Annotated in this window: 15 protein-coding genes and 2 pseudogenes; 9 read left to right on the forward strand and 8 right to left on the reverse strand. The window is 34.0% G+C overall.

Annotated elements, in window-relative coordinates; all coding sequences use genetic code 11:
* Positions 1–13: 13 nt before the first annotated feature.
* Both OK414_RS09460 and OK414_RS09465 read left to right on the forward strand, forming a co-directional pair.
* Positions 14–1,117, forward strand: coding sequence for an NADH:flavin oxidoreductase (locus tag OK414_RS09460; protein WP_263045526.1), 1,104 nt, complete (start codon positions 14–16; stop codon positions 1,115–1,117).
* Positions 1,118–1,498: 381 nt separating this feature from the next.
* On the forward strand, positions 1,499–1,699 hold the full coding sequence (locus OK414_RS09465) for a hypothetical protein (RefSeq protein ID WP_263045527.1): 201 nt from the start codon (positions 1,499–1,501) through the stop codon (positions 1,697–1,699).
* A gap of 233 nt (positions 1,700–1,932) precedes the next feature.
* Here OK414_RS09465 and pdxS read toward each other — a convergent pair whose 3' ends face one another.
* The gene (pdxS, locus tag OK414_RS09470) at positions 1,933–2,820 is read right to left on the reverse strand and encodes a pyridoxal 5'-phosphate synthase lyase subunit PdxS (RefSeq protein WP_263045528.1); all 888 of its coding nucleotides are present in this window, start codon (positions 2,818–2,820) and stop codon (positions 1,933–1,935) included.
* Positions 2,821–2,949: 129 nt separating this feature from the next.
* Here pdxS and OK414_RS09475 point away from each other — a divergent pair.
* A pseudogene (locus OK414_RS09475) lies at positions 2,950–4,362 on the forward strand (PLP-dependent aminotransferase family protein).
* Between the two features lie 318 nt (positions 4,363–4,680).
* A complete protein-coding gene (locus OK414_RS09480) occupies positions 4,681–5,910 on the forward strand; it encodes an NAD(P)/FAD-dependent oxidoreductase (protein WP_016765084.1) in 1,230 nt (409 codons plus the stop codon).
* A gap of 399 nt (positions 5,911–6,309) precedes the next feature.
* Here OK414_RS09480 and OK414_RS09485 read toward each other — a convergent pair whose 3' ends face one another.
* Together OK414_RS09485 and OK414_RS09490 are read right to left on the reverse strand one after the other, a co-directional pair.
* Positions 6,310–7,389, reverse strand: a complete 1,080-nt coding sequence (locus OK414_RS09485; protein WP_053215342.1) for a lysozyme inhibitor LprI family protein — start codon at positions 7,387–7,389, stop codon at positions 6,310–6,312.
* A gap of 224 nt (positions 7,390–7,613) precedes the next feature.
* On the reverse strand, positions 7,614–7,775 hold the full coding sequence (locus tag OK414_RS09490; protein ID WP_016765086.1) for a hypothetical protein: 162 nt from the start codon (positions 7,773–7,775) through the stop codon (positions 7,614–7,616).
* A 1,031-nt stretch (positions 7,776–8,806) separates the two neighbouring features.
* On the opposite strand from OK414_RS09490, the pseudogene OK414_RS09495 reads away from it, so the two are divergent.
* Positions 8,807–9,684: pseudogene (locus OK414_RS09495) on the forward strand (Rpn family recombination-promoting nuclease/putative transposase).
* A 174-nt stretch (positions 9,685–9,858) separates the two neighbouring features.
* Here OK414_RS09495 and OK414_RS09500 read toward each other — a convergent pair.
* The gene (locus OK414_RS09500) at positions 9,859–10,683 is read right to left on the reverse strand and encodes a MerR family transcriptional regulator (protein ID WP_034652888.1); all 825 of its coding nucleotides are present in this window, start codon (positions 10,681–10,683) and stop codon (positions 9,859–9,861) included.
* A gap of 138 nt (positions 10,684–10,821) precedes the next feature.
* On the opposite strand from OK414_RS09500, the gene norA reads away from it, so the two are divergent.
* The gene (gene norA, locus OK414_RS09505; protein WP_034652886.1) at positions 10,822–12,021 is read left to right on the forward strand and encodes a multidrug efflux MFS transporter NorA; all 1,200 of its coding nucleotides are present in this window, start codon (positions 10,822–10,824) and stop codon (positions 12,019–12,021) included.
* Positions 12,022–12,773: 752 nt separating this feature from the next.
* Here the strand turns inward: norA and OK414_RS09510 are convergent.
* Complete coding sequence (locus OK414_RS09510; protein ID WP_095379486.1) at positions 12,774–14,186, reverse strand: ABC transporter permease; 1,413 nt, start codon at positions 14,184–14,186, stop codon at positions 12,774–12,776.
* Between the two features lie 277 nt (positions 14,187–14,463).
* Here OK414_RS09510 and OK414_RS09515 point away from each other — a divergent pair, with 277 nt between their 5' ends.
* Complete coding sequence (locus tag OK414_RS09515) at positions 14,464–14,808, forward strand: hypothetical protein (protein ID WP_256656499.1); 345 nt, start codon at positions 14,464–14,466, stop codon at positions 14,806–14,808.
* A 344-nt stretch (positions 14,809–15,152) separates the two neighbouring features.
* Here the strand turns inward: OK414_RS09515 and OK414_RS09520 are convergent, their stop codons facing one another.
* Positions 15,153–15,593 carry a DMT family transporter gene (locus OK414_RS09520; RefSeq protein WP_016766641.1) on the reverse strand — a complete coding sequence of 147 codons (441 nt, stop codon included), beginning with the start codon at positions 15,591–15,593 and terminating at the stop codon, positions 15,153–15,155.
* A 1,101-nt stretch (positions 15,594–16,694) separates the two neighbouring features.
* On the opposite strand from OK414_RS09520, the gene OK414_RS09525 reads away from it, so the two are divergent.
* Positions 16,695–16,871, forward strand: a complete 177-nt coding sequence (locus OK414_RS09525; RefSeq protein ID WP_016766643.1) for an aspartyl-phosphate phosphatase Spo0E family protein — start codon at positions 16,695–16,697, stop codon at positions 16,869–16,871.
* Positions 16,872–17,379: 508 nt separating this feature from the next.
* Here the strand turns inward: OK414_RS09525 and OK414_RS09530 are convergent.
* A complete protein-coding gene (locus OK414_RS09530) occupies positions 17,380–17,850 on the reverse strand; it encodes a DinB family protein (RefSeq protein ID WP_263045530.1) in 471 nt (156 codons plus the stop codon).
* A gap of 460 nt (positions 17,851–18,310) precedes the next feature.
* Between OK414_RS09530 and OK414_RS09535 the strand changes: the two genes are divergently transcribed.
* Positions 18,311–18,868 carry a hypothetical protein gene (locus OK414_RS09535; RefSeq protein ID WP_216875171.1) on the forward strand — a complete coding sequence of 186 codons (558 nt, stop codon included), beginning with the start codon at positions 18,311–18,313 and terminating at the stop codon, positions 18,866–18,868.
* Positions 18,869–18,997: 129 nt separating this feature from the next.
* Here OK414_RS09535 and brnQ read toward each other — a convergent pair whose 3' ends face one another.
* On the reverse strand, positions 18,998–20,350 hold the full coding sequence (gene brnQ, locus OK414_RS09540) for a branched-chain amino acid transport system II carrier protein (RefSeq protein ID WP_263045531.1): 1,353 nt from the start codon (positions 20,348–20,350) through the stop codon (positions 18,998–19,000).
* Positions 20,351–20,585: the final 235 nt, after the last annotated feature.

A 20,585-nucleotide genomic window follows, 5' to 3' on the forward strand; every position in this document is an offset into this window, starting at 1 on the left:
AGGAGTTTCTATTATGCCAAACAACAATTTACTTTTCGAAACCGTGAAATTAGGTAGTATTACAATTGACAATCGCGTAGGTGTTGCTCCAATGACACGCACAAGCGCTACACCAAAAGGTGTAGCCACTGACGAAATGGTTAATTATTATGCGAAATTTGCTCGTGGAGGATTTAGTTTAATCATAACTGAAGGAACATATCCAGATGATGCTTATAGTCAAGGATATTTCGATCAACCTGGTATCATTAATGACGAACAAATTAAGGGTTGGAAAAAGGTTACAGATGCTGTTCATCAAGAAGGTGGAAAAATAATCCTTCAATTGATGCATGCTGGTGCTTTATCTCAAGGAAATCGATTTGTAAAGGACTCAATCGGGCCATCAGTTGTTGAACCAAAAGGAGAACAAATGAAAGTTTATGGTGGTAATGGTAAATTCTCAGTGCCTAAAGAAGCAACAAAAGAAGATATTAAAGTAGTAATTAAAGGATTTGCTGAGGCTGCAAAGAATGCTAAAAAGGCTGGTTTTGATGGAGTTGAAATCCACGGTGCAAATGGGTATATCCTAGACCAGTTCTTAACAGATTATGCAAATAAACGAACTGATGAATATGGTGGCACTACTGAAAATCGTGTTCGTTTATTAGTAGAGGTTTCAGAAGCAGTGCGTGAAGCAGTCAGAAAAGACTATCCAGTTGGTATTAGAATTTCTCAAGGTAAAATAAATGACTATTATCATAAGTGGGCCGATAAAGAGAAAGACGCTGAAATTATTTTTGGTCAGTTAGGACAAGCAGGACTAGACTTTATCCATGTAACAGAATTTGAAGCATGGCAACCTGCATTCTCTGAAGGCGAAGGAACTGGAGCTACTCTTGCAGCATTAGCTAAAAAGTACAGCAAATTACCTGTTATCGCAAACGGAAGCCTTCATAACCCAGAAAAAGCAAAAGAAATTATCGAAAAAGGTGAAGCAGATGTTATCACTTTAGGTCGTGGAGCACTTGCTAACCATGACTGGGTAAACAAAGTGAAAAATGGGGAACAACCAGACGAATTTGTACCAGAAAAGACATTAAGTCCTGACGCTAAAATTAAAGAATTTGAAGTGTAAATATTCTCCGTGCATTAGTGATAGTGCTTTATTCGAATAAGAAAAAACCGAATTTTGTGATTGACATAGTAACGTATAATGAATAGGGTGATGGGTGATGAATTAGATAAAATTCATTACTCTATTTATTGCTCAAGTCTTTGGCTACAAGAAAGTTTGTGAATAAAAGGGCCCTTACATATTATATATGTCTAATATGTAAGGCCCTTTTATTATCTATATTATTTGAATTTTAGTCTTGATAATAAGGTTAGTGGCCGATGCGATAACTGCAACTCAGCTTACTTCAAAAGTTCAGTAAAAGGTGACGTTTTCTTGCGCGAATGCCGCCATAGTGACATGAAGAAAAGTATTTAGACTACAAAAGAAAGCAGGACTTGAATGTCAGTTGTTATTATTTATTGTATGATTTTAGTAGGACTTATCTTTATCTATGGAGGATGGAAGCGTCCATATGATGAAATTAGTTCGGCTCCTGATATATGGATAGTAGAAATCCTCTTTGTTATCATCGAAAAATTATTTAAGATTTCCGCAGAAAAACTTATGCGTATCTCCCTTATGGTTTTCGGGACTGTTTAGTCCCTGTTTTTCCTTTGTGTATTAATTACACATGGATATTAGAAAAATATAATATATTAGATAATAATAAAATCATTAAGGATAGAGAAGGAAAAAATACCATTGCTTGTTCTAAGCAATGGTATTTTCAATAACAAAAATTAGCTTTTCAGAAATAATCTTTATATTTTAAGAAAAAAAACTAAGTTAGTAAAAAGAATAGCTTTTCGTAAGATACATTATCTATTTAAAAATTACCAGCCTCGTTCTTGCATGCGATTCTCTGGTAATAATGATGAAATTTCAATGCCTTTCATTGCATTCCCTAATCCTTTTGAGAGCTTTGCAATTAACTCGTAATCTTCATAATGAGTCGTTGCTTCTACGATTGAACGAGCAAATTTTTCTGGATTATCCGATTTAAAGATACCTGATCCAACGAATATACCATCTGCTCCTAACTGCATCATTAATGCTGCATCTGCAGGTGTAGCTACACCACCTGCAGCAAAGTTGACAACTGGTAAACGACCTTCACGTTTAATTTGCAGTAATAACTCATAAGGAGCTCCTAATAGTTTTGCTTCTGTCATGAGCTCATTTTCGTCCATACCCACAACTTTACGTACTTGCGCATTTACTTTACGCATATGGCGTACTGCTTCTACAATATTTCCTGTTCCTGGTTCACCTTTTGTTCGAAGCATGGCAGCACCTTCACCAATTCGTCTTGCTGCTTCTCCTAAATCACGGCACCCACAAACAAATGGCACTGTGAATGTGCTTTTGTTAAGGTGAAATTCCTCATCCGCAGGTGTAAGTACTTCACTTTCATCAATATAGTCTACACCCATTGCTTCTAGTACACGTGCTTCTACAATATGACCAATTCTCGCTTTTGCCATAACCGGAATAGATACAGCATTCATTACTTCCTCTACAATTGTTGGGTCTGCCATACGAGACACGCCACCTGCTGCTCGAATATCAGCTGGAACGCGTTCTAATGCCATAACAGCAACAGCGCCTGCTGCCTCTGCAATTTTTGCCTGTTCTGCATTGATCACGTCCATGATAACGCCGCCTTTTTGCATTTCTGCCATTCCTCGTTTTACACGATCAGTACCTAATGATTTCTTCATTTCATACACTCCATTTCACTAACTCTTGTATTTTACGAATCTATGAAATAGTATAGAAATTAATTGACTTTATTGGAAGTGCCAGTTTTCTAAAAAACAATAGGTCCAGTTATAGGGAGGTTATTAGGAGTGGAAATGTTATCATGTCAATTAAATAGACTAAATGGTATACCATTATACGAACAATTATATTCGCATATAAAAAAAGAAATCATAGAAGGACGCCTTTCTTACGGAACAAAATTACCATCCAAACGGAAGCTATCTAGTTTCCTAAAAATAGGTCGGAACACTGTTGAGACAGCTTATGAGCAACTGGCTGCAGAAGGATATGTAGAGGCATCTCCACGTAAAGGATACTTTGTTATGGCCTATGACGACTTAGAATATATACAAGTAAACAATCATTTGCGGGAGAATATTGAAATAACTAAGAAAGATATAAAATACAATTTTCATCCAAGCTCGATTGATACTGAGAATTTCCCTTTTTCCATTTGGCGTAAGCATGCCAAAGACACAATTAACAAGGATAATCACTCCTTATTATTACTTGGAGACTCACAAGGGGAAATAGAATTACGGGAGGAAATTGCTCATTATTTGTACCATGCTCGAGGAGTACAATGTTCACCTAATCAAATTATCGTTGGGGCCGGGATTGAAAACTTATTACACCAACTCTTGCTCCTCTTTAACAAAGAAACGATTTATGGTGTAGAGGACCCAGGTTATCATTTAATTTTAAAGATGCTCAAGAGTTTTCAAAATGAAGTTTATCCTCTTGGAGTAGATGAAGAAGGTGTAAAAGTAGAAGATGTTCATCGGAAAAATATTAATGTCGTTTACTTAGCCCCTTCCCACCACTTTCCGTATGGCACTGTGTTATCAATAAATCGACGGACTAAGCTATTAAAATGGGCTGCAGAAGATAAGAATCGCTATATAATAGAAGATGATTATGATAGTGAATTTCGTTATAGTGGAAAGTCCATTCCTGCCTTGCAGAGCATGGATCTCGGCGGAAAAGTAATTTATTTAGGCACTTTTTCAAAATCTCTAATGCCATCTATTAGGATTAGCTATATGGTGCTACCAAGGCCTCTTCTACAACAATATAAAGAAAAACTATCTTTCTATAACTCCTCTTCTGTCTCAAGAATTGACTAACATATTTTAGCTCAATTTTTAAAAAAAGGTGATTTTGAGAGACATTTAAACAGAATGCGAAAGATTTACCGTCGTAAGCTTGAAAGAGTATTAGAATTATTAAAACCGTATCAAGATAAAATCTCTATTATTGGTGGGCATTCTGGCCTTCATATCGTTCTTACGGTTAATAATGGGATGGATGAAAAAGAATTGGTTGGAAGAGCAGGTGATGAAGCTATAAAGGTATATCCATTATCCACTTACTCATTTGAAAAAGAACAAGAAAACCCTCCTAATATTGTTTTTGGTTTTGCTGGAATTCCTGAAGGTGAGTTAGAAGATGCTGTCCAATTATTGTTAAAATGCTGGGGATTTAATGTTAGTTCATAAAACAAATATAAGTTATTCGTATTTAAGGAATATATATCTAGAATCTATATCTATGTTTCAATCCATCTATTGTACCTTCTTGTAAATGAGCTTTTATTTAATGCTTAAAATATCATTTCGATTTTTAGCACAAATTCTTTTTAATTGTTTAACAGGTGGGAATTCCCTGTGCTTAATTCGTTTTAACTTCCATACTTTATGTATGTAGCATACCCTTGTCAATTTACCTCATTGCTTTAACTCGTAAGAGCATTAGTTTTGGAATCCTTCTAAATGGATACGCAAATTAATAATTGTACTTGGAAACGGAGCGATACGATGAATAAGACGTATGATGTCATCATTACCGGTGCTAGAGTTGCCGGCTCTACCCTTGCTATTTATCTTGGAAAGGCAGGTTTCCATGTGTTGTTAGTAGACCAAGCGACCTTTCCAAAGGATACATTATCAACCCATACTTTTTTCAATAATACTGTCGCTCTTCTTCGAGAAATCGGTGTCATGGACAAATTATTGAAAACAAACGCCCCACCGGTACAGGATATTAAATTTCAATTTGAGGATACCGCGATAGAAGGACGCATCCCTAAGGTTGACGGAGAAGAAAGTTGTTACTGCATTAGAAGAACTTATCTCGATCAGATCCTACTTGAACAAGCCAAATCACAAATGAATGTAACCGTTCTAGAAAGGTTTCGTGTGACGGATGTTATTCATGATGACGATACAGTAGTAGGGGTGGAAGGTCTAGATGGCAATAACGAGAAACAAGAATTTTTAGCTCGCATGGTAGTCGGGGCAGACGGCCGATCCTCAATTATCCGCAGGCTGGTAAAAAGTGAAATCAAAATAAGCATTTCGGCAAAAGTCGGCATCTATTTCGGGTACTTCTCTGAATTTCGCCATGACAATGTCCCTAAATTTGAAGTATACAAGATAAAAGATAACACAGCCATTCTCTTTCCAACGAATGATAATTTATATGTTATTGCCGGCATTTTCCCATTAGAAAATAAGGAATTGATAGGACGATTGAAATTAAATCCAGAAAGCTGTCTACGCAATTTTTTAACAGATAACTTTCCGAATACAACAATAGGGACGCGTTTAAAAAATGCAGAACTAGTAGAACCGGTTAAAGGCATTCTCGGATATGATAATTACTGGTATAAAGGGATGGGAAAAGGGTGGGCGTTAGTTGGAGATGCAGTTTGTTTTAAAGATCCTGGCATGGCACAAGGTATCCATGATGCTATATGTGGAGCACGTATATTATCCAATATTCTCTCAAAATATAAGGGGCAATCTGAACAATCAAATCAAATATCTGAAGAATATCAAAAGGCAATAGAAGACGAGTTTATGGTTCGGTTTCACATGGGATGTCAAATTTCGCAGAATGAACGCATCTCTGAACAACAGAATGCTGTCAATAAGCTAATCAGTTCTCATCCAGTGGCTATAGAGAAATTTTTAGGGATTTATAATTACTCAAACGAGCCCGATGCTTTAGAAAAAGAACTCACACGAATTATGCAGTCAATCTAGCAAAAATTTTGAAATTGACCTAAGAGTTTTCAAGAATTAGCAATGAGGGGAAGGTAAACCGAGAGCAGAAAGGGATATATTGAAAACAAAGATAATATTCTGTTACGATTAGCACATTTTATCTAAAACATACTCAATATAAAAAGCCACTTGTATGCAACAAGTGGCTCTTTGTTACGTTGAATACATTAAATTATTCCCATCACTATTAGAGAAGTTTATGAATCTGCAAAGGATGGTGTTAGCTAATAATAGTCAGATAGAAATGGAAGAGAAATAACGGCAAGAAATAGCAAGAGCAAATGTGTATGTGTGTGATTTATAGGATGGCATATACACACATAACAATAAAGATAGCCAATACATAAAGTTCCACCATGTAAATATAGCATTTTCTCATTATTTCATATAATAAGTAACTAGCTCGTAGCAACGTTCTCTAGTCATTTCGTGTAAAATACGAGCTTCTTCAGCATAAGCTAAAGTTCCGCCTCCAGCTTCTTTCAACTCTTTTTGAGAAGCAGCATCTCTATCTTTAATCCATTGACGTTGTTTGATTTTTAGATCATTCATCTCTGATGCAGATAATTGGTTTTTTAATTCGCCATAGATGTCGTTCAACACTTGGTCCCACATTTGATAATTTGCTCCAGAAGCTTGTCTTCTGTCACCATCGATTTGGTCATTAACTGGTTGTACTTCACTAGTTCTAGTCTGTTCTAATAAATCTAAATAATAAGCTTTTTTGCTATTAGTTATGGTTGTAGCTGGACTATTTGTTGATGGAGTGCTTGAAGTTGGACCAGTCTTTGATACAGTAGTAATCGGTCCATTCTTAGCTATATCAGTTAAGTATAATTGGTTATTGATAAGCACGGCTGTGTACATCCAATTATATTTATTTGTTTTTTGAGATCCATCTGGTTGTATAACAGATACAGTCTCTACAGTTTGTATGTTATAAAGAGGCCCATCAGAAGAGTTACCTGCTTTTGTAAAATTTACTACAGAATAATCTACCCAGTTCTCTTTAATACCCTTCTTATATAAGTTGCTTACTAATGATTGTTGGTCACTATATAACGAACCTTTTAAAACATGTGCAACGTTACTGAACTGGCCTGTATTAATTGCAGTTGTTAGTCCATTTATGTAATCAGCCATTACTAGAGCTGCTGTATCTTTAGTAACAAAAGCGTCATCGGAGACTGTATTTGAATTAGTTGGGTTTTGCTGATTACTATTTTTGTGAACAGCACTCCCATGATCGCTACCTTTTATAGTTGAAGGTTCCCCAGTATTATTGTCTGTAGCATTATTACTATCTTGATTCGCTTTATTAGCACTATTATCACTGGTCTCCTGGCTACTAACCTCTCCAGTTTCCCTTGATTTTGAATCGACTTTTTCTTCTTGTTGACAGCCAGAAACCAGTAAAGAAATTGCCGTAATTAATAAAAAAACACCTTTTTTATACATAGCTGTTCCCCCTCTAAAAGTTGTTAATTTCATGTGTATTTTACCAATATTAAAAGATAGTATAACAACGTTTTATTCCTTAGTAATGATATTATTTAGCAGTGAAATATTATAATTTTTTCAAAACAGTTTATTAATAATTAATTCGTAAAAAACAGTCTCAAAGTAAGAGACTGACATCTTATTCATTATGCTAGAGCAAGAATACTTTATTTAGCACATTATTATAACGACATCATCTGCCGCCCAATACTATCTCCTTGACCAACATCAATGTAATGAACTTTCATGGTTTTAGGCGTTGCAGCGTATGAGGAAGCTGGAGCTGCAACAATTCCTATTCCTATAGCGAGTGAAGAAACAATTTTGATAACACGACTTTTCATTGTTTTATCCCCTTTTGATAAATGTATTTTTATTTGCATTGTTCATTTATAGCAAAATTAATTTTACTACACGAAATCATAAGTTAATATAAAGTAAATTGAATATTTTTACTTATAAAGGTGTAAAAAGTCGTGTTATACATGAGAATTAGGAGTAAAATGGAGGTAAATAGTAATGAAATGTACTGTTTTAGGAATTTTAGTAGATTGACATTTTAAAATGACCTTATTTTTTCACCTCTAAGATACAGAAACATTAGTTTCAAACAGTCATTCTTAGCTTTTTTTATATTGAGACCGAAACTCAGAACAAAGAGTTGTTTGCCTTTCTCAAATGATTACATTAATAGGTGAGAAGGAATCAACGATGGTCAAATAGAGAGAAGGGAAGTGGTAATGGAAAAGTAGCGAGAAACACATCTATGCATTCGATGTATACCTAGGCAGGCACAGTGGACCGCAGGACAACTATAATTTAACTTATTTTAAAAGTCCTATAAAAGGAGGAATGTACATGGAAAAAGAGCTCATATGTAAGTCTTATATGTTGTTATTTGAATATGTTGTTATTTGAAATTGAAATAACAATAGTAAGGATCATCGAACACGAGATGATTACACAATATGGATCATTATGGAGACAAATTTTTTTTGTTAAGTGTGGAACTGACCTATATGACAATCTCCCATTACTATTCAGATTGAATCCCCTTCAAACTATCTTCACTGATCATGAATTACATGACTTATGTATCTTAACAGATATTAAAAATGCTCTAGCACAGCTTTTACCCATTTCTCAAGATGATGTTGATCACCTTATTAAGTTCTTGCAGCACTTAAACAAAAAGAAAGTCCCTTTATTATTTATCTAATTATATTCAATTAATGGGTTATTAAAAATATCTTGTACCTAACAGGAGTAACAAGTTTTTCAATGTGAACGTATCGAATTAGAACGCGTGATATAGGAAGAAGAAATCTAGTCGTGATATATACTAATAACAAACATAAATATGATGGAGGGCATTATGACGAAACGATTAGATTTACGTGTCGACTTTGCGTTTAAATCGTTATTTGGCACCCATGGAAATGAATCCATTTTAGCTGCCTTTTTAAATGCGGCACTTCGCTTTCCAGATGAGAAGAAGATTCAAACGGTTCAGTTATTAGATCCGCATTTTAATAAAGAAAACCAAGAAGATAAACGTTCGATTTTAGATGTACACGCGCAATTAGAGGATGGAAGCCGCGTTAATATTGAAATTCAACTTAATAATAAGCTGATATGGAAAAGCGAACACTCTATTATTGGTCCAAAATGTATAGTAGCCAAATGAAGGAAGGCATGGATTACGGAGAGCTTTGTAAAACCATTACAATTAATATTGTTAACTTCCGTTATTTGTCCCATATTCATGATTATCACTCAACTTTCTAGCTGTATGAGCGTGAACAAAAATTACTCTTAACTGATATGCTGGAAATTCATTTTATGGAGCTACCTAAGTTATTAATTAAATGGCGTAATAGAGAGGTAGATCCTCGAAAAGATCAACTTGTGCGATGGTTATTATTACTTGAAGCATCTGAAGATGAAGAAATCACTCAAGTATTGGAGGAGATTGCGATGCAAGAAGATCAGGTATTAAAGAAAGCAATGGATGAATGGGAACGTGTGAGCCAAGATCCAGAAGTATTACTTGCTTATGAAGCAAGACGAAAAGCTCTTTTAGATGAAAAATCTGCTTTAAAAAGAGCAGAGAAACTGGGAGAAGAGCGAGGAGAAAAAAAGGGGATTCAGAAGGTTGCTTTAGGCATGATTCAAGAAGGTATAGACAGTAAAATGATAAGTAAATTGACAGGTCTTACAATAGAAGACGTGGAGAAACTTCGTTACCAATAAATATCAATAAAAAGAGCTGTATCTTACGATACAGCTCTTTTTATTATAGATTAGGTACTTATTTTTCGTTACTCAGATAAAATAACAAACCTCTTGTTCTAGAAGGAATTTTGTACTATTTCATAGAAAGTGGCCCCTTGGTGCAACTATAAGTACAAGATTAAAAAATAAATCTTACTGTTCCTTTAAATCTTTCTCCACCTGTATGCTAATTTTAGTAAGGTATTCTTCTTCGTTATTAGTTTTCATCGAATCGTACAAGTACTCTTCATACGCGTCACCTACAATAGAATAGCCTTCTGTCTTAATAAAATTAGTTACATGGAGATAGGAAGACTCAATATTTTTATAAGGTCCTTCGTGATAATAAATGGCATAAAGACCTTCTGGCCTTGATTGTCCTGTGTCCAACTCACTATAAGAAAATAAATAATCAACCCTCTCAAACCTCTCTTGAATTAGGGTATCTTTTGTTAGTAAAGATCCAATAGGTACCGGAACTTGCAAACCTATCTGTTTTCCAAAATGATTATATTGCTCTGACCATTCTTCTACAGTATTCATGCCCTCATTTGAGGTTTTATTGCTTAGAAGGATGTACTTTTTCTCCGTTTTTTGGACATAAACTTTTCCAAATTCGACACCTTTCAGTTCCTCTTCCGTTGAAATAATCTGCTTAAAGAAACGTTGAATTTGAAGCAATTTTTCAATTTCTTTTTCTACTATAACGGTTTGCTGATTTGCCATTTGAATAAATTTATGAGTGTTTTGGGAACTAAGATATTCTTTTAGCTCCTCGATTGATACACCTAATTTCCGAAGAGACTGGAGTGTAGAGAATGATTTAATTTGATCATAGGTATAATAGCGATAACCATTTAAAAGTTTCCCCGCAGGTTTGAAAAGATTAATTTTATCGTAATAAAATAATGTATCTTTCTTCACTCCCACGTAGCTAGCAAATTCTCCTGTAGTTAAAGTTTTAGTTTTTCTCTCCAAGTTGAAAACTCCTCTTGACTATAGACTAACTCCATACTTCATACTCTACCATAAGCAACCGCTATATCATATGACATGGAAGGTACATCAAGCTATATAAGCTTTTGCATAGCAATCTATAGAGACGGAGGTTTCCATATGAGTAAGACAAAAAGAAGTACACTATACCTCTTACTTATAAACATATTTATTGTTTTTTTAGGAATTGGTTTAGTCATACCTGTATTACCGAGTATTATGAATGAATTGAACATTAGTGGTACAACTGTTGGTTATTTAACAGCAATATTTGCCCTAACACAATTAATTATTTCTCCATTTGCGGGGAAAGCAGCTGATAAATTTGGCCGTAAAATCATGATAGTAATAGGATTATTTATCTTCAGTCTATCAGAATTATTATTTGGAATAGGGGAAACAATCGAGTTATTGTTCGTATCACGTATTTTAGGCGGTGTTAGTGGTGCTTGTATTATGCCTGCTGTGACAGCTTTTATTGCAGATATAACAACATTAGAAACACGCCCAAAGATGCTAGGATATATGTCAGCAGCTATTACTACTGGATTAATTATAGGGCCAGGCGTAGGTGGCTTCTTAGCTGAGATTGGCACGCGAGTACCCTTTTACTCAGCTTCAGTTCTTGGATTTGTTGCTGCAATCTTATCCGTTAAGCTGTTAAAAGAACCCGCGTCTCCTCAAGAAGAAGTAGAGGTCAAAGGACTAATAGAAAAAAAGATGGGCTTAAAGAAGATATTCATGCCTATGTTCTTTATTGCTTTTGTAGTCATTTTTGTATCGACATTTGGGTTAACAGCATTTGAGTCATTCTTCAGTTTATACGTTGATCATAAATTCGCGTTTAGTCCATTGGATATTGCTATTTCAATCACAGGCGGTGCCATTATAGGTGCAATATTTCAGATTGTACTATTCGAACCGTTAGTAAAGTACATGGGTGAAATTAATATGATTCGTTGGTCATTGGTAGTATCTGCGATTTTAGTTTTTACAATGACATTAGTGAGCTCTTACTGGACGGTTATGACAGTCACATTTACCGTATTTATAGGTGCGGATCTCATTCGCCCAGCCGTAACAACGTACTTATCACGCATTGCTGGTAACGAACAAGGCTTTGTTGGAGGAATGAACTCTTTTTTCACTTCCCTGGCCAACGTATTTAGCCCCATCTTAGGTGGCATTTTATTTGATATTAATATTAATTACCCCTACTATTTCAGTACAGTTGTCATTATCATTGGTTTAGCCATCACTATACTATGGAAAAAACCTAAGACTGAAGAGTTAAACCTATCTAAAAAGAGTACCTTGTAAACTCTTATATGTAAATCTGATTTCTCATCTATTTCATGAAAAATGGGCTATTAAGACAACTACCAGCATGTAAAAACCCATTACTTCTTACATAATTAGCTCCCCCTTACTTATTGGGGTAAGAGTTCTTTTTATTTTTCGATTGGACAGGCAAGCTTACTGCAGTAGCTACATAGTATCTAAAGGCTATCTACTTCGTTAGCGTTACTGCGTTAATACAAGCTTTATGTATGATTGGAGCTAATTTCGAAAGGAGGTTATTGTTAATTTGTTTTTGATAATAGTCTTGATAACAAATCATCAAAGATTTTACGATCAAAAAATGAGAAAATAAAACTTATTAAATACATTCGTTTTTGAGATTGGTAACACAGAAAAATGTCATTCTTCAACTTACTTAAGGTGGCTTTTTATTTCGAGAACCGAATATTTAAGAAACTCGCTTGATTATTGAATATCATTGCAAAGCCTTATTGAACAAAGGCTTCCTCCACCTTCTAATAATTAAGCGATTAAAAATTTTTAGCTTTTCTATACTAGGGGTCACGTCACCAAAAGTAAAAAGTTACACGTTTAGATACATTTTATGCGGTTACCTGTATGTTAAGGAACTAGATATTGTTATTTTATTATTCTTTTACCTTTACTTAGTAATTTAAAAATACTGCTATTATAGCAGTATTTTTGTTAATGTAAAAAATCTAGAAATACGCAAAAAATAATATTATTACTCTCATCTTCAAGCAATAATATTATTTTTTATTTTTGTCTAAGGACTTCAATGCGTTTCGATACTCATTATCATTCATTTCCTGTTTCTCTTTATTACTGCCTTTAGCTAAATTAGACACTGCTTGACGAAACATTCCATCTTTTTCTCCTGTATGGAGACTTTTCCTTTGCTCGTGAGTAGGTGGTTCATGAGGAATTTCATTTCCTACTTCTACTTCAATTTTCTTTCCACTTTCATCAACAGCTGCTTCTTTATATTTTTTAGTAAGACTAATGAATACAATAAGAATTGCTAATGTCAAAACAAAATAGATGGAGAGTGCCAATAAGGCTAGTCCAAGTCCTGCCTCCAATCTTCCATCATAATAAAGTAATGCCCTTATTCCATCCACAATATATCTTGTAGGTAGAATATGACTGAACAGTCGATGGACGGTAGGTAATGTTGATAGAGGAAATGCTCCGCCACTAGAAAATATCCCCATAAAATTCACCGGGAACATTACTAACATTCCCCATCCACCTAAAAATACTGCTATCGTTTTAAATAACAAAAACATGGTTGTACAACTAAAGAAAGTAAACAGGAATATCGTCCAAATGTTTGAAGCATGTGCACTCCCAAAAATTCCAAATACCCCTAGTTGAATAAAAATTGAAACACAGAAAGTTAAAATGATACCAAAAATTATTTCTGATGTAAGGACTTCAGATTCACTTAATGCAGATCCCCTTTTCTTCAAAATGCCATTACTTCGCAAAAGATATCCATGTATCATATTTGCACCCAACATTCCAGTAATAGATGATATAAGGGCCATGACAAACGGTGTCATTCCTTTATTAAGATTAACCGGCAGCCTCAGTACATTTTTGGAAACAACCTGTACGGGGTTTTCTAATAATGAAGCATTCTCTGGTGCTACTCTCATTCCTTTTTGCAGTAATTCATTTTTTAGTTGACTACTAATTCCTTTAGAAGCAGTTAAAGCGACTGTCTGAAGGGTATTACTCGCAATCATGGATGCAGTTTGCCCAATCCCTTCGTTCAATAAAATTTCTAAATCAGCAGGTTTATCATTTGTAAGACCGGAAATAAGCGTATCATGGACTCGATCAAGACTTTTTGAATAGTCTGAAGGGATAATTAATGCGCCATATGCCTTGTTATTTCTTATATCAGTGAATGCTTGTTTCCTACTTTTATCAACTTCCCATTTAAAAGAGTTCCCATTTTGCTTTTCGATAAGATTTAATAATATGGCATCGCCAACTTTTCCCTTATCTTCATTTACAACAATTAGAGGAACATCAGACATGTTTTGTTTTGCACCTTTAAATATAGGCAGATATACAAATACCATGACTAACATTAATAATGATATTAACCAAATTGGAAACCATGAGGAGCTTAATTTAAACAATTGCTTCACGATTCAATTCCCCTAACAATGGATATTTTTTATTCATTTTATTATGTCCAGTTTGGTATCGATTATTAGGTTATAAAAAGACACCTTTCATAGTTACAGGAACGTTTCTTTTGTTGGAGAAAATTAATATTTCTTCAGTCTTTTATTTTCAAAAAGACTTTCTGAGTTGTCGCATTTGAAACATCGTAGAAGAATAGAGGAGCATACCAACGAGTTGTCCATATATGTGTGTTTTCGTTTATGCATGCATCAAGTAGTAGCTTAAACGATTCATTTGTTGATTGGCTACAGCAAACAAACAGGTGGAGGCTTGTCCAGACAAAAGAAAATGGGGAGAGCCTCGAACTTAAGCCAAGATATCTTTCCATATTGTTTAACCATTTTACATACATTTGATAGTGGGATGCCGATTCGCTCCATTGGCATTTCCTTATCAAACACTAGCATTCAAGAAGAGGAGCAAATGAGCTTATTTGAGGATATCGATCAGCGTGAAAGAGCCTATGCTTTTGCTAAAACGATTGATGACATTCGGCTGCGTTATGGCAAGAATAGTGTACTACGTGAGTCTAGTCACCTTCCTCACTCGACAGATCGTTATCGAAATAGTCTTACAGATTAATTTCACCTTAATTGAAGCCTTACATACAAATAAATAAGTGTACCTTACATATTATAAAAAAGGGCAGTACATAACAGAGACAAGGTTCATTCAGTTTGTCGATTCCCTTGGTAATTGATTTTTTTATTGATAACGTATTTGAGTTAAAGAATAAAATGAGATTAAGCGAATTCATTGATGCTCGTTTTATGTAAGGATAAAATAAAAACGTATTTAAAATAAGCACTAACTAAAATAGGAAATAGTCAGTGCTTATTTAGATAAAGTATTAGTTATTTTTTTCTACTGTATGGCGTTATGTTTATTATCGATTTCATAACTGTTTTCTTTTATATTATTACATTTTAAAATTTTTGAATGATAATAACTCCGACAATGATTAAAACTACTCCTATTACTCTAGGAATGCTTAAAGAGTGCACATGCACTCCTATTAATCCAAAATGGTCAATTAAAGTAGAAGCAACCATTTGACCTGCAAGAATGTAAGCAACTGTAGCAGTAGCTCCTAGACGAGGTATAAGTACAATAGAAGCAACTACATAAAAAGCTCCTAACAGGCCTCCGGTCCATACCCACCACGGTGCTGCGAACCATTCTTTATTTACACTCATACCTTTTCCAAATAAAGATATAATAAGCAAAATAATTGCACCAACTATAAAAGAAATAGTCGAAGCAATGATAGGGGAATGTACGACAGATCTCAATTGAGCATTGACACTAAATTGAGTAGGTAAAGCCATGCCAGCTAATATTGCAAATATAATTAAAAAAATTATCATTATATTCCTCCCATACCTCTTTTATATTCAACAGAGCTGATTGCTACTGAGAATTGTTGCTATTTATCCTATGTTTAATCTGTAAATAAACGTAAATTATTAATGTCTATTTCAGTATTTAAGATATCTCTTCATTAAGAATTTTATTTACTTCTTCAATAATTTTAAAATATGACGGTTAGCTATACCTCATTACTTGTCTGGCAATGTTCATTTATTCAACAAATAAGGTATACGGTTACTATTTCAACAAACAAAAAGCGCATTCCTATGTTGATTTATAGAAATGCAGCTTTTTAAGTTGTTATTTTATGTTTTAAATATAAACACCCACCAGATTATCTATTAAGGTGTGAAACGTTTTGCTTCACTCTCTTCTGGATAATCTAATTCATTTGGTGTATAGCTAATGAGTTGGATTAACATTCCCCAAGGTGCACGATCATATACAAAATGTGCATTTTTCCCACTAAGGAATTTCCAGTAATAAAAAGCCCAATTACTCAATTTATTGACTGAGAAACTGGGCTTTTTCGTTACTACATAAAAGTGTCCAATCGTTGAAGTTTATTACTAAAATCTTCTTGCAAATAAGCATGCCTAAGTGTAAATACAGCATTTTAAACGGTCATCTGTTTTTTTTAATTTTACTCAGAGATTGATCGAATAGGGTAACAATCAGAATAAAACAAATGATTAAACTAAATAGTGCTAGATGATGGATTCCTTTTGTATTTGCTTCAGATTTAAAAAACAATCCGTTTGTGGCAGAAGAAAGTATAGTTCCCATGTACATAAAGGTTCTTAATAAACCAGCTGAAGCACCAATGTGTTTGGGCGAAGCCTGAAAATAGACAGCATTTTGGTTAGCTAAATTCAATATCCCTTGGGGAATTCCAAATAGAATAGCAATGATAACAAGATAAACCAGACTGCAAAATGACTATCTATCCTCGTATTTCTAGATTTCGAGCTATTAAGTAGGTCTTACAAAGGATACCCCTGACTTCTTTTAGGTTGGGTGTTGAAATAAAAGGAGAATACATTTATTGTTAAATAGGTGAACATATTAACATTTTTAGTAAATAGGTGGTAGAGAAATTGCAGGGGTATAAAGGTGTTTTACAACAAACTTTACTTATAGAGATAGAAAAAGAGAGGGAGAAGATGATTCAAGTAGCACGAGAAGAAGGTATAACAAGTGATCGCACACTTCAAGTGAGCCGATCCATTGATCAATTGTTGAATGAATTACAGAAGGTAAGCTTAACGAAGTAAGTATTCATCTCTTTATAAATAAGAAACGATCGCTTTCTCTCAGCATTGGCCTAGCAAGAGAAAGCGATAGCTTTTTAGTAAGTGGTGATTAACTTACTAATCGACTTGTAAATTATAAATAATTTGGATAATAAAGTAAAGATGTTTTTAAATTTTTATTTATATATTAAAAGCTATCTCGACATTAACAAACGAGATAGCTTTTTAGTAGGAATGCTAATTATAAAGTACCAAAATATAACCGCATGTACACAATAGCACATTTTTGCTATAAGGACTAATGGTTAGGTACACTGCCATATGTATAAAAGGTAGGTTTTTTATACATTATCCTCTCAACTGATAAACAGAAAAAATCAGTTATACCAAAGACGTATAAGAAACTGTATATCCAATAAAAAAAACTTCCAAGAACCCTTATTTATAAGGGTTCTTTCGCTTGCTTGGTTCCTTGAAGAGTGATTATGATAACTAAGATTGTATATGATATTTATAGCGTTTGCTTGTTTTAACCCCATATTCTAGGGCGATCAACCCCCATGATCCTTAGATATTGTAAGAGTTGTCCAGCATGTACGGATTCATGATAGCCTATCCGCATCAACATATCACCTAGGGAACGAACGTAGCCCACATCTGAACGGTCTATTTGAATAGTTGTTAAATCTTCTTCAGAAAAAGTACTAATCATTTCTAAAAATTGTTGGTGGTATGATTTTGCAAATTCTAATTCATCTTTTACAGAATGTAATGGTCTCTTTTCGAAAGGAGAATTAAATTCCCTTAGACTACCTGAATTTTTAATAGCTAAGTGGTAGTAATATTCTGATTCTAAAACATGACGGATCATTTCTAAACATAGCATAGCCCCTTTATCCGGATTCCAATCGAGTTTATCTTCAGGAATTGCTTCCCAAACCTTTATACTTCTTCTCCTAATCTCTTTTAAATTTATTAATATTATATCTGTTACATTCATCTGTGCTCCCCCTTTTATCAATATTTTGCATAATTTCTCTAAAATAAAAATGTGAATTTCTAGCTAAACTTATTTCGAGTACTTCTGGTTCTTATAAAATCAATTATGATAACTAGAACTATTCTATTAGGAATAATAAACGGTTATAAAAATTAATTAAATACTATTTGTTTCGCGCTTATTTTACATTTAATGTTAAAAATGATCATTTTTAACTAAAATTAAATTTAGTGATTTTAGCATTTTATTACATTTTAAATATTTATTATATTTATGGTATAGGGGATTTAGAGTAACCAGCTATAACATTTGACAAAAAAACTGTTATTTCATCTGGATTTTACACATGGGTACTAACACCGGTTCGCTTGTTCAACCATATTACCAAAATGTAAATAATAAGGGAGTGAAGGACTTGCAAGTAAAACGTTGCTTTTCCGCATTGTGTTTTCTTTTTGTTATGGTGGGATTTATAGCAGTGCCCGCGAACGGGGCGTATGCAGAAAAAGAGTATACAATTAAAACATTTGATTATGTAACTGTCGATGGAAAAGATGTAGATTCTCAGGTCAAAATGAATAGCATTTCCAACAAAGATATACAAGTAACCATGGTTCTACCTAAACAGAATAAAGAAGGCGCTTGGTTGGCATATGGGTTTACGAGCCGGGAGGCTTTGAACGCATTTATTGAGAAAGATAAACAGAGACTTCAAAACAAAGTCACCATGATGGGCAGTGGTGCTTGTTGTACGGATTTCTACGAGTCTAAAAATAAAGGAGGCCAGTACATTTATTGGAGAGACGGTTTTAAAAACTTGCCTTCCAGCTGGAACGACAGAATTTCGTCTTTAAGCACGGCATCACCTTCTTCAAGCTATTCAACGACTCTCTGGGAGCATACTTCATCTCAAGGGTATGGCAAAGGAGTCTCTTTTAGACACTCTGATTGGTATGGTAAAACTGCCAATATGGCTTCAGATTGGGATAACAAAGCTTCGGCAATTGAAATAAAATAAACAAGAGATTATGAGCGAATAAGTAAAGATTTCTTAAAACCACTATTCTCTCACTTATTTAGAAAAAGCGAGGGAATAGTGGTTTTTTATGGACTTTGTCTCAATCTGAGCAAAGGTTTCTTTTAGAATTTATTTATTTAACCTTGTTGATTTAGAAGTAAATTTCTCTTTATTTTTAAACAAGTTAACTCCATAACCTGCAAGACCTCCAATAATTGCAGGGAATATCCAACCCAATCCAATATGGTAAAGAGGAAGATAGTAAGTAAATAATTGGTCAATACCAGGGATGTGTAAGCCAAAATCATTTAATCCATCTACCAGGCTTACAACAAACGTTAAGAATAGGCTACCTTGGTATACCTCAGCACATCCTTTAAATAAAGAATGAAGGAATGTCAAAAAGATTAGCACAATTGCTAATGGATAGAGAACTGTTAAAACAGGTACTGAAAAAGAAATTAATTGATTTAATCCGACATTTGCGATTATTGCGCTAAATATGGATAGGCTAATCGCAATTTTCTTATAAGAAATAGATGGTAATAATTTATGGAAATAAGAAGAGCATGCAGTAATAAGTCCTACGCTAGTTGTCAGACAAGCTACTGTAATCATTAAGCCTAGCAGTACGCCTCCGTATTCTCCAAAATAATAATTAGATACTTTTGCTAAGACCGCACCTCCGTTATCTAAATGCCCAAGCTTTTCTACACTTGAAGCACCCATATATGAAAGGGCAGAATAGATAGTTGCAAGAATAATAGCAGCAATTCCCGTAGCTTTTAGGCAAACAGTTATAATTTGCTTCTTTGTTTTAGCGCCTTTTTCTTTAATTGCATTGATAATAATGATTCCGAAAACGAAAGATGCAAGAGTATCCATTGTTAGGTATCCTTCTTGGAATCCATTAAAAAAAGAGTTTGTTACATATTTTTCTGTAGGTGCTTGAAATTTTCCAATAGGATGAATAAAAGCTACTAGAACTAGAATTCCAATGAATGTTAATTTAATTGGCGTTAAGAATTTTCCGACAATATCGACAATTTTCGCCGGATTGAGAGAAAAAAAGCATGTAATACTGAAAAATATAATAGTAAATATGAGTAAAGCTATAGAACTAGAGCCTTCAGAAATGAAAGGTTTAAGTCCAATTTCAAAAGAGACATTACCTGTTCGTGGGATAGCAAATAAAGGTCCAATAGCTAGATAAAGAACAGTTGTAAATACTAAACCAAAGATAGGATGTACGCGACTTGCTAATGATTGTAAATCTTCCTTTCCGGAGAATCCAAAAGCTAGTACACCAAGTAAAGGCAAGCCTACTCCAGTAACTAAAAAACCCGCATTTGCTGACCAGATATTTGCTCCCGCTAACTGACCGAGCATGGCAGGGAATATTAAATTTCCAGCTCCAAAAAATAATGCAAATAACATTAAACCAATGATTACTATAAAAGAAAACGGTACTTTGTTTGACACGGTGAAACCCCCATTAATAATATTCTTCATAAAAAATTAAATTTTCAGACAACTTAAACTGCAAATAACTTATCTTTTTTGTATTATAAACAGTCAAATTACATATTTCAATATAAAAAATAAACTTTTTTGATAAAATTTAAAAAATTATCAATTTTCCGTTCATTATGCATTGTTAAAATAAAAATAATATTAAAAACCAAAATCTTTATTCAAATCGCGTACATTAAGTAGT

The organism is Priestia sp. JV24 (genome assembly GCF_025910025.1).
GTDB classification, from domain to species: domain Bacteria; phylum Bacillota; class Bacilli; order Bacillales; family Bacillaceae_H; genus Priestia; species Priestia megaterium.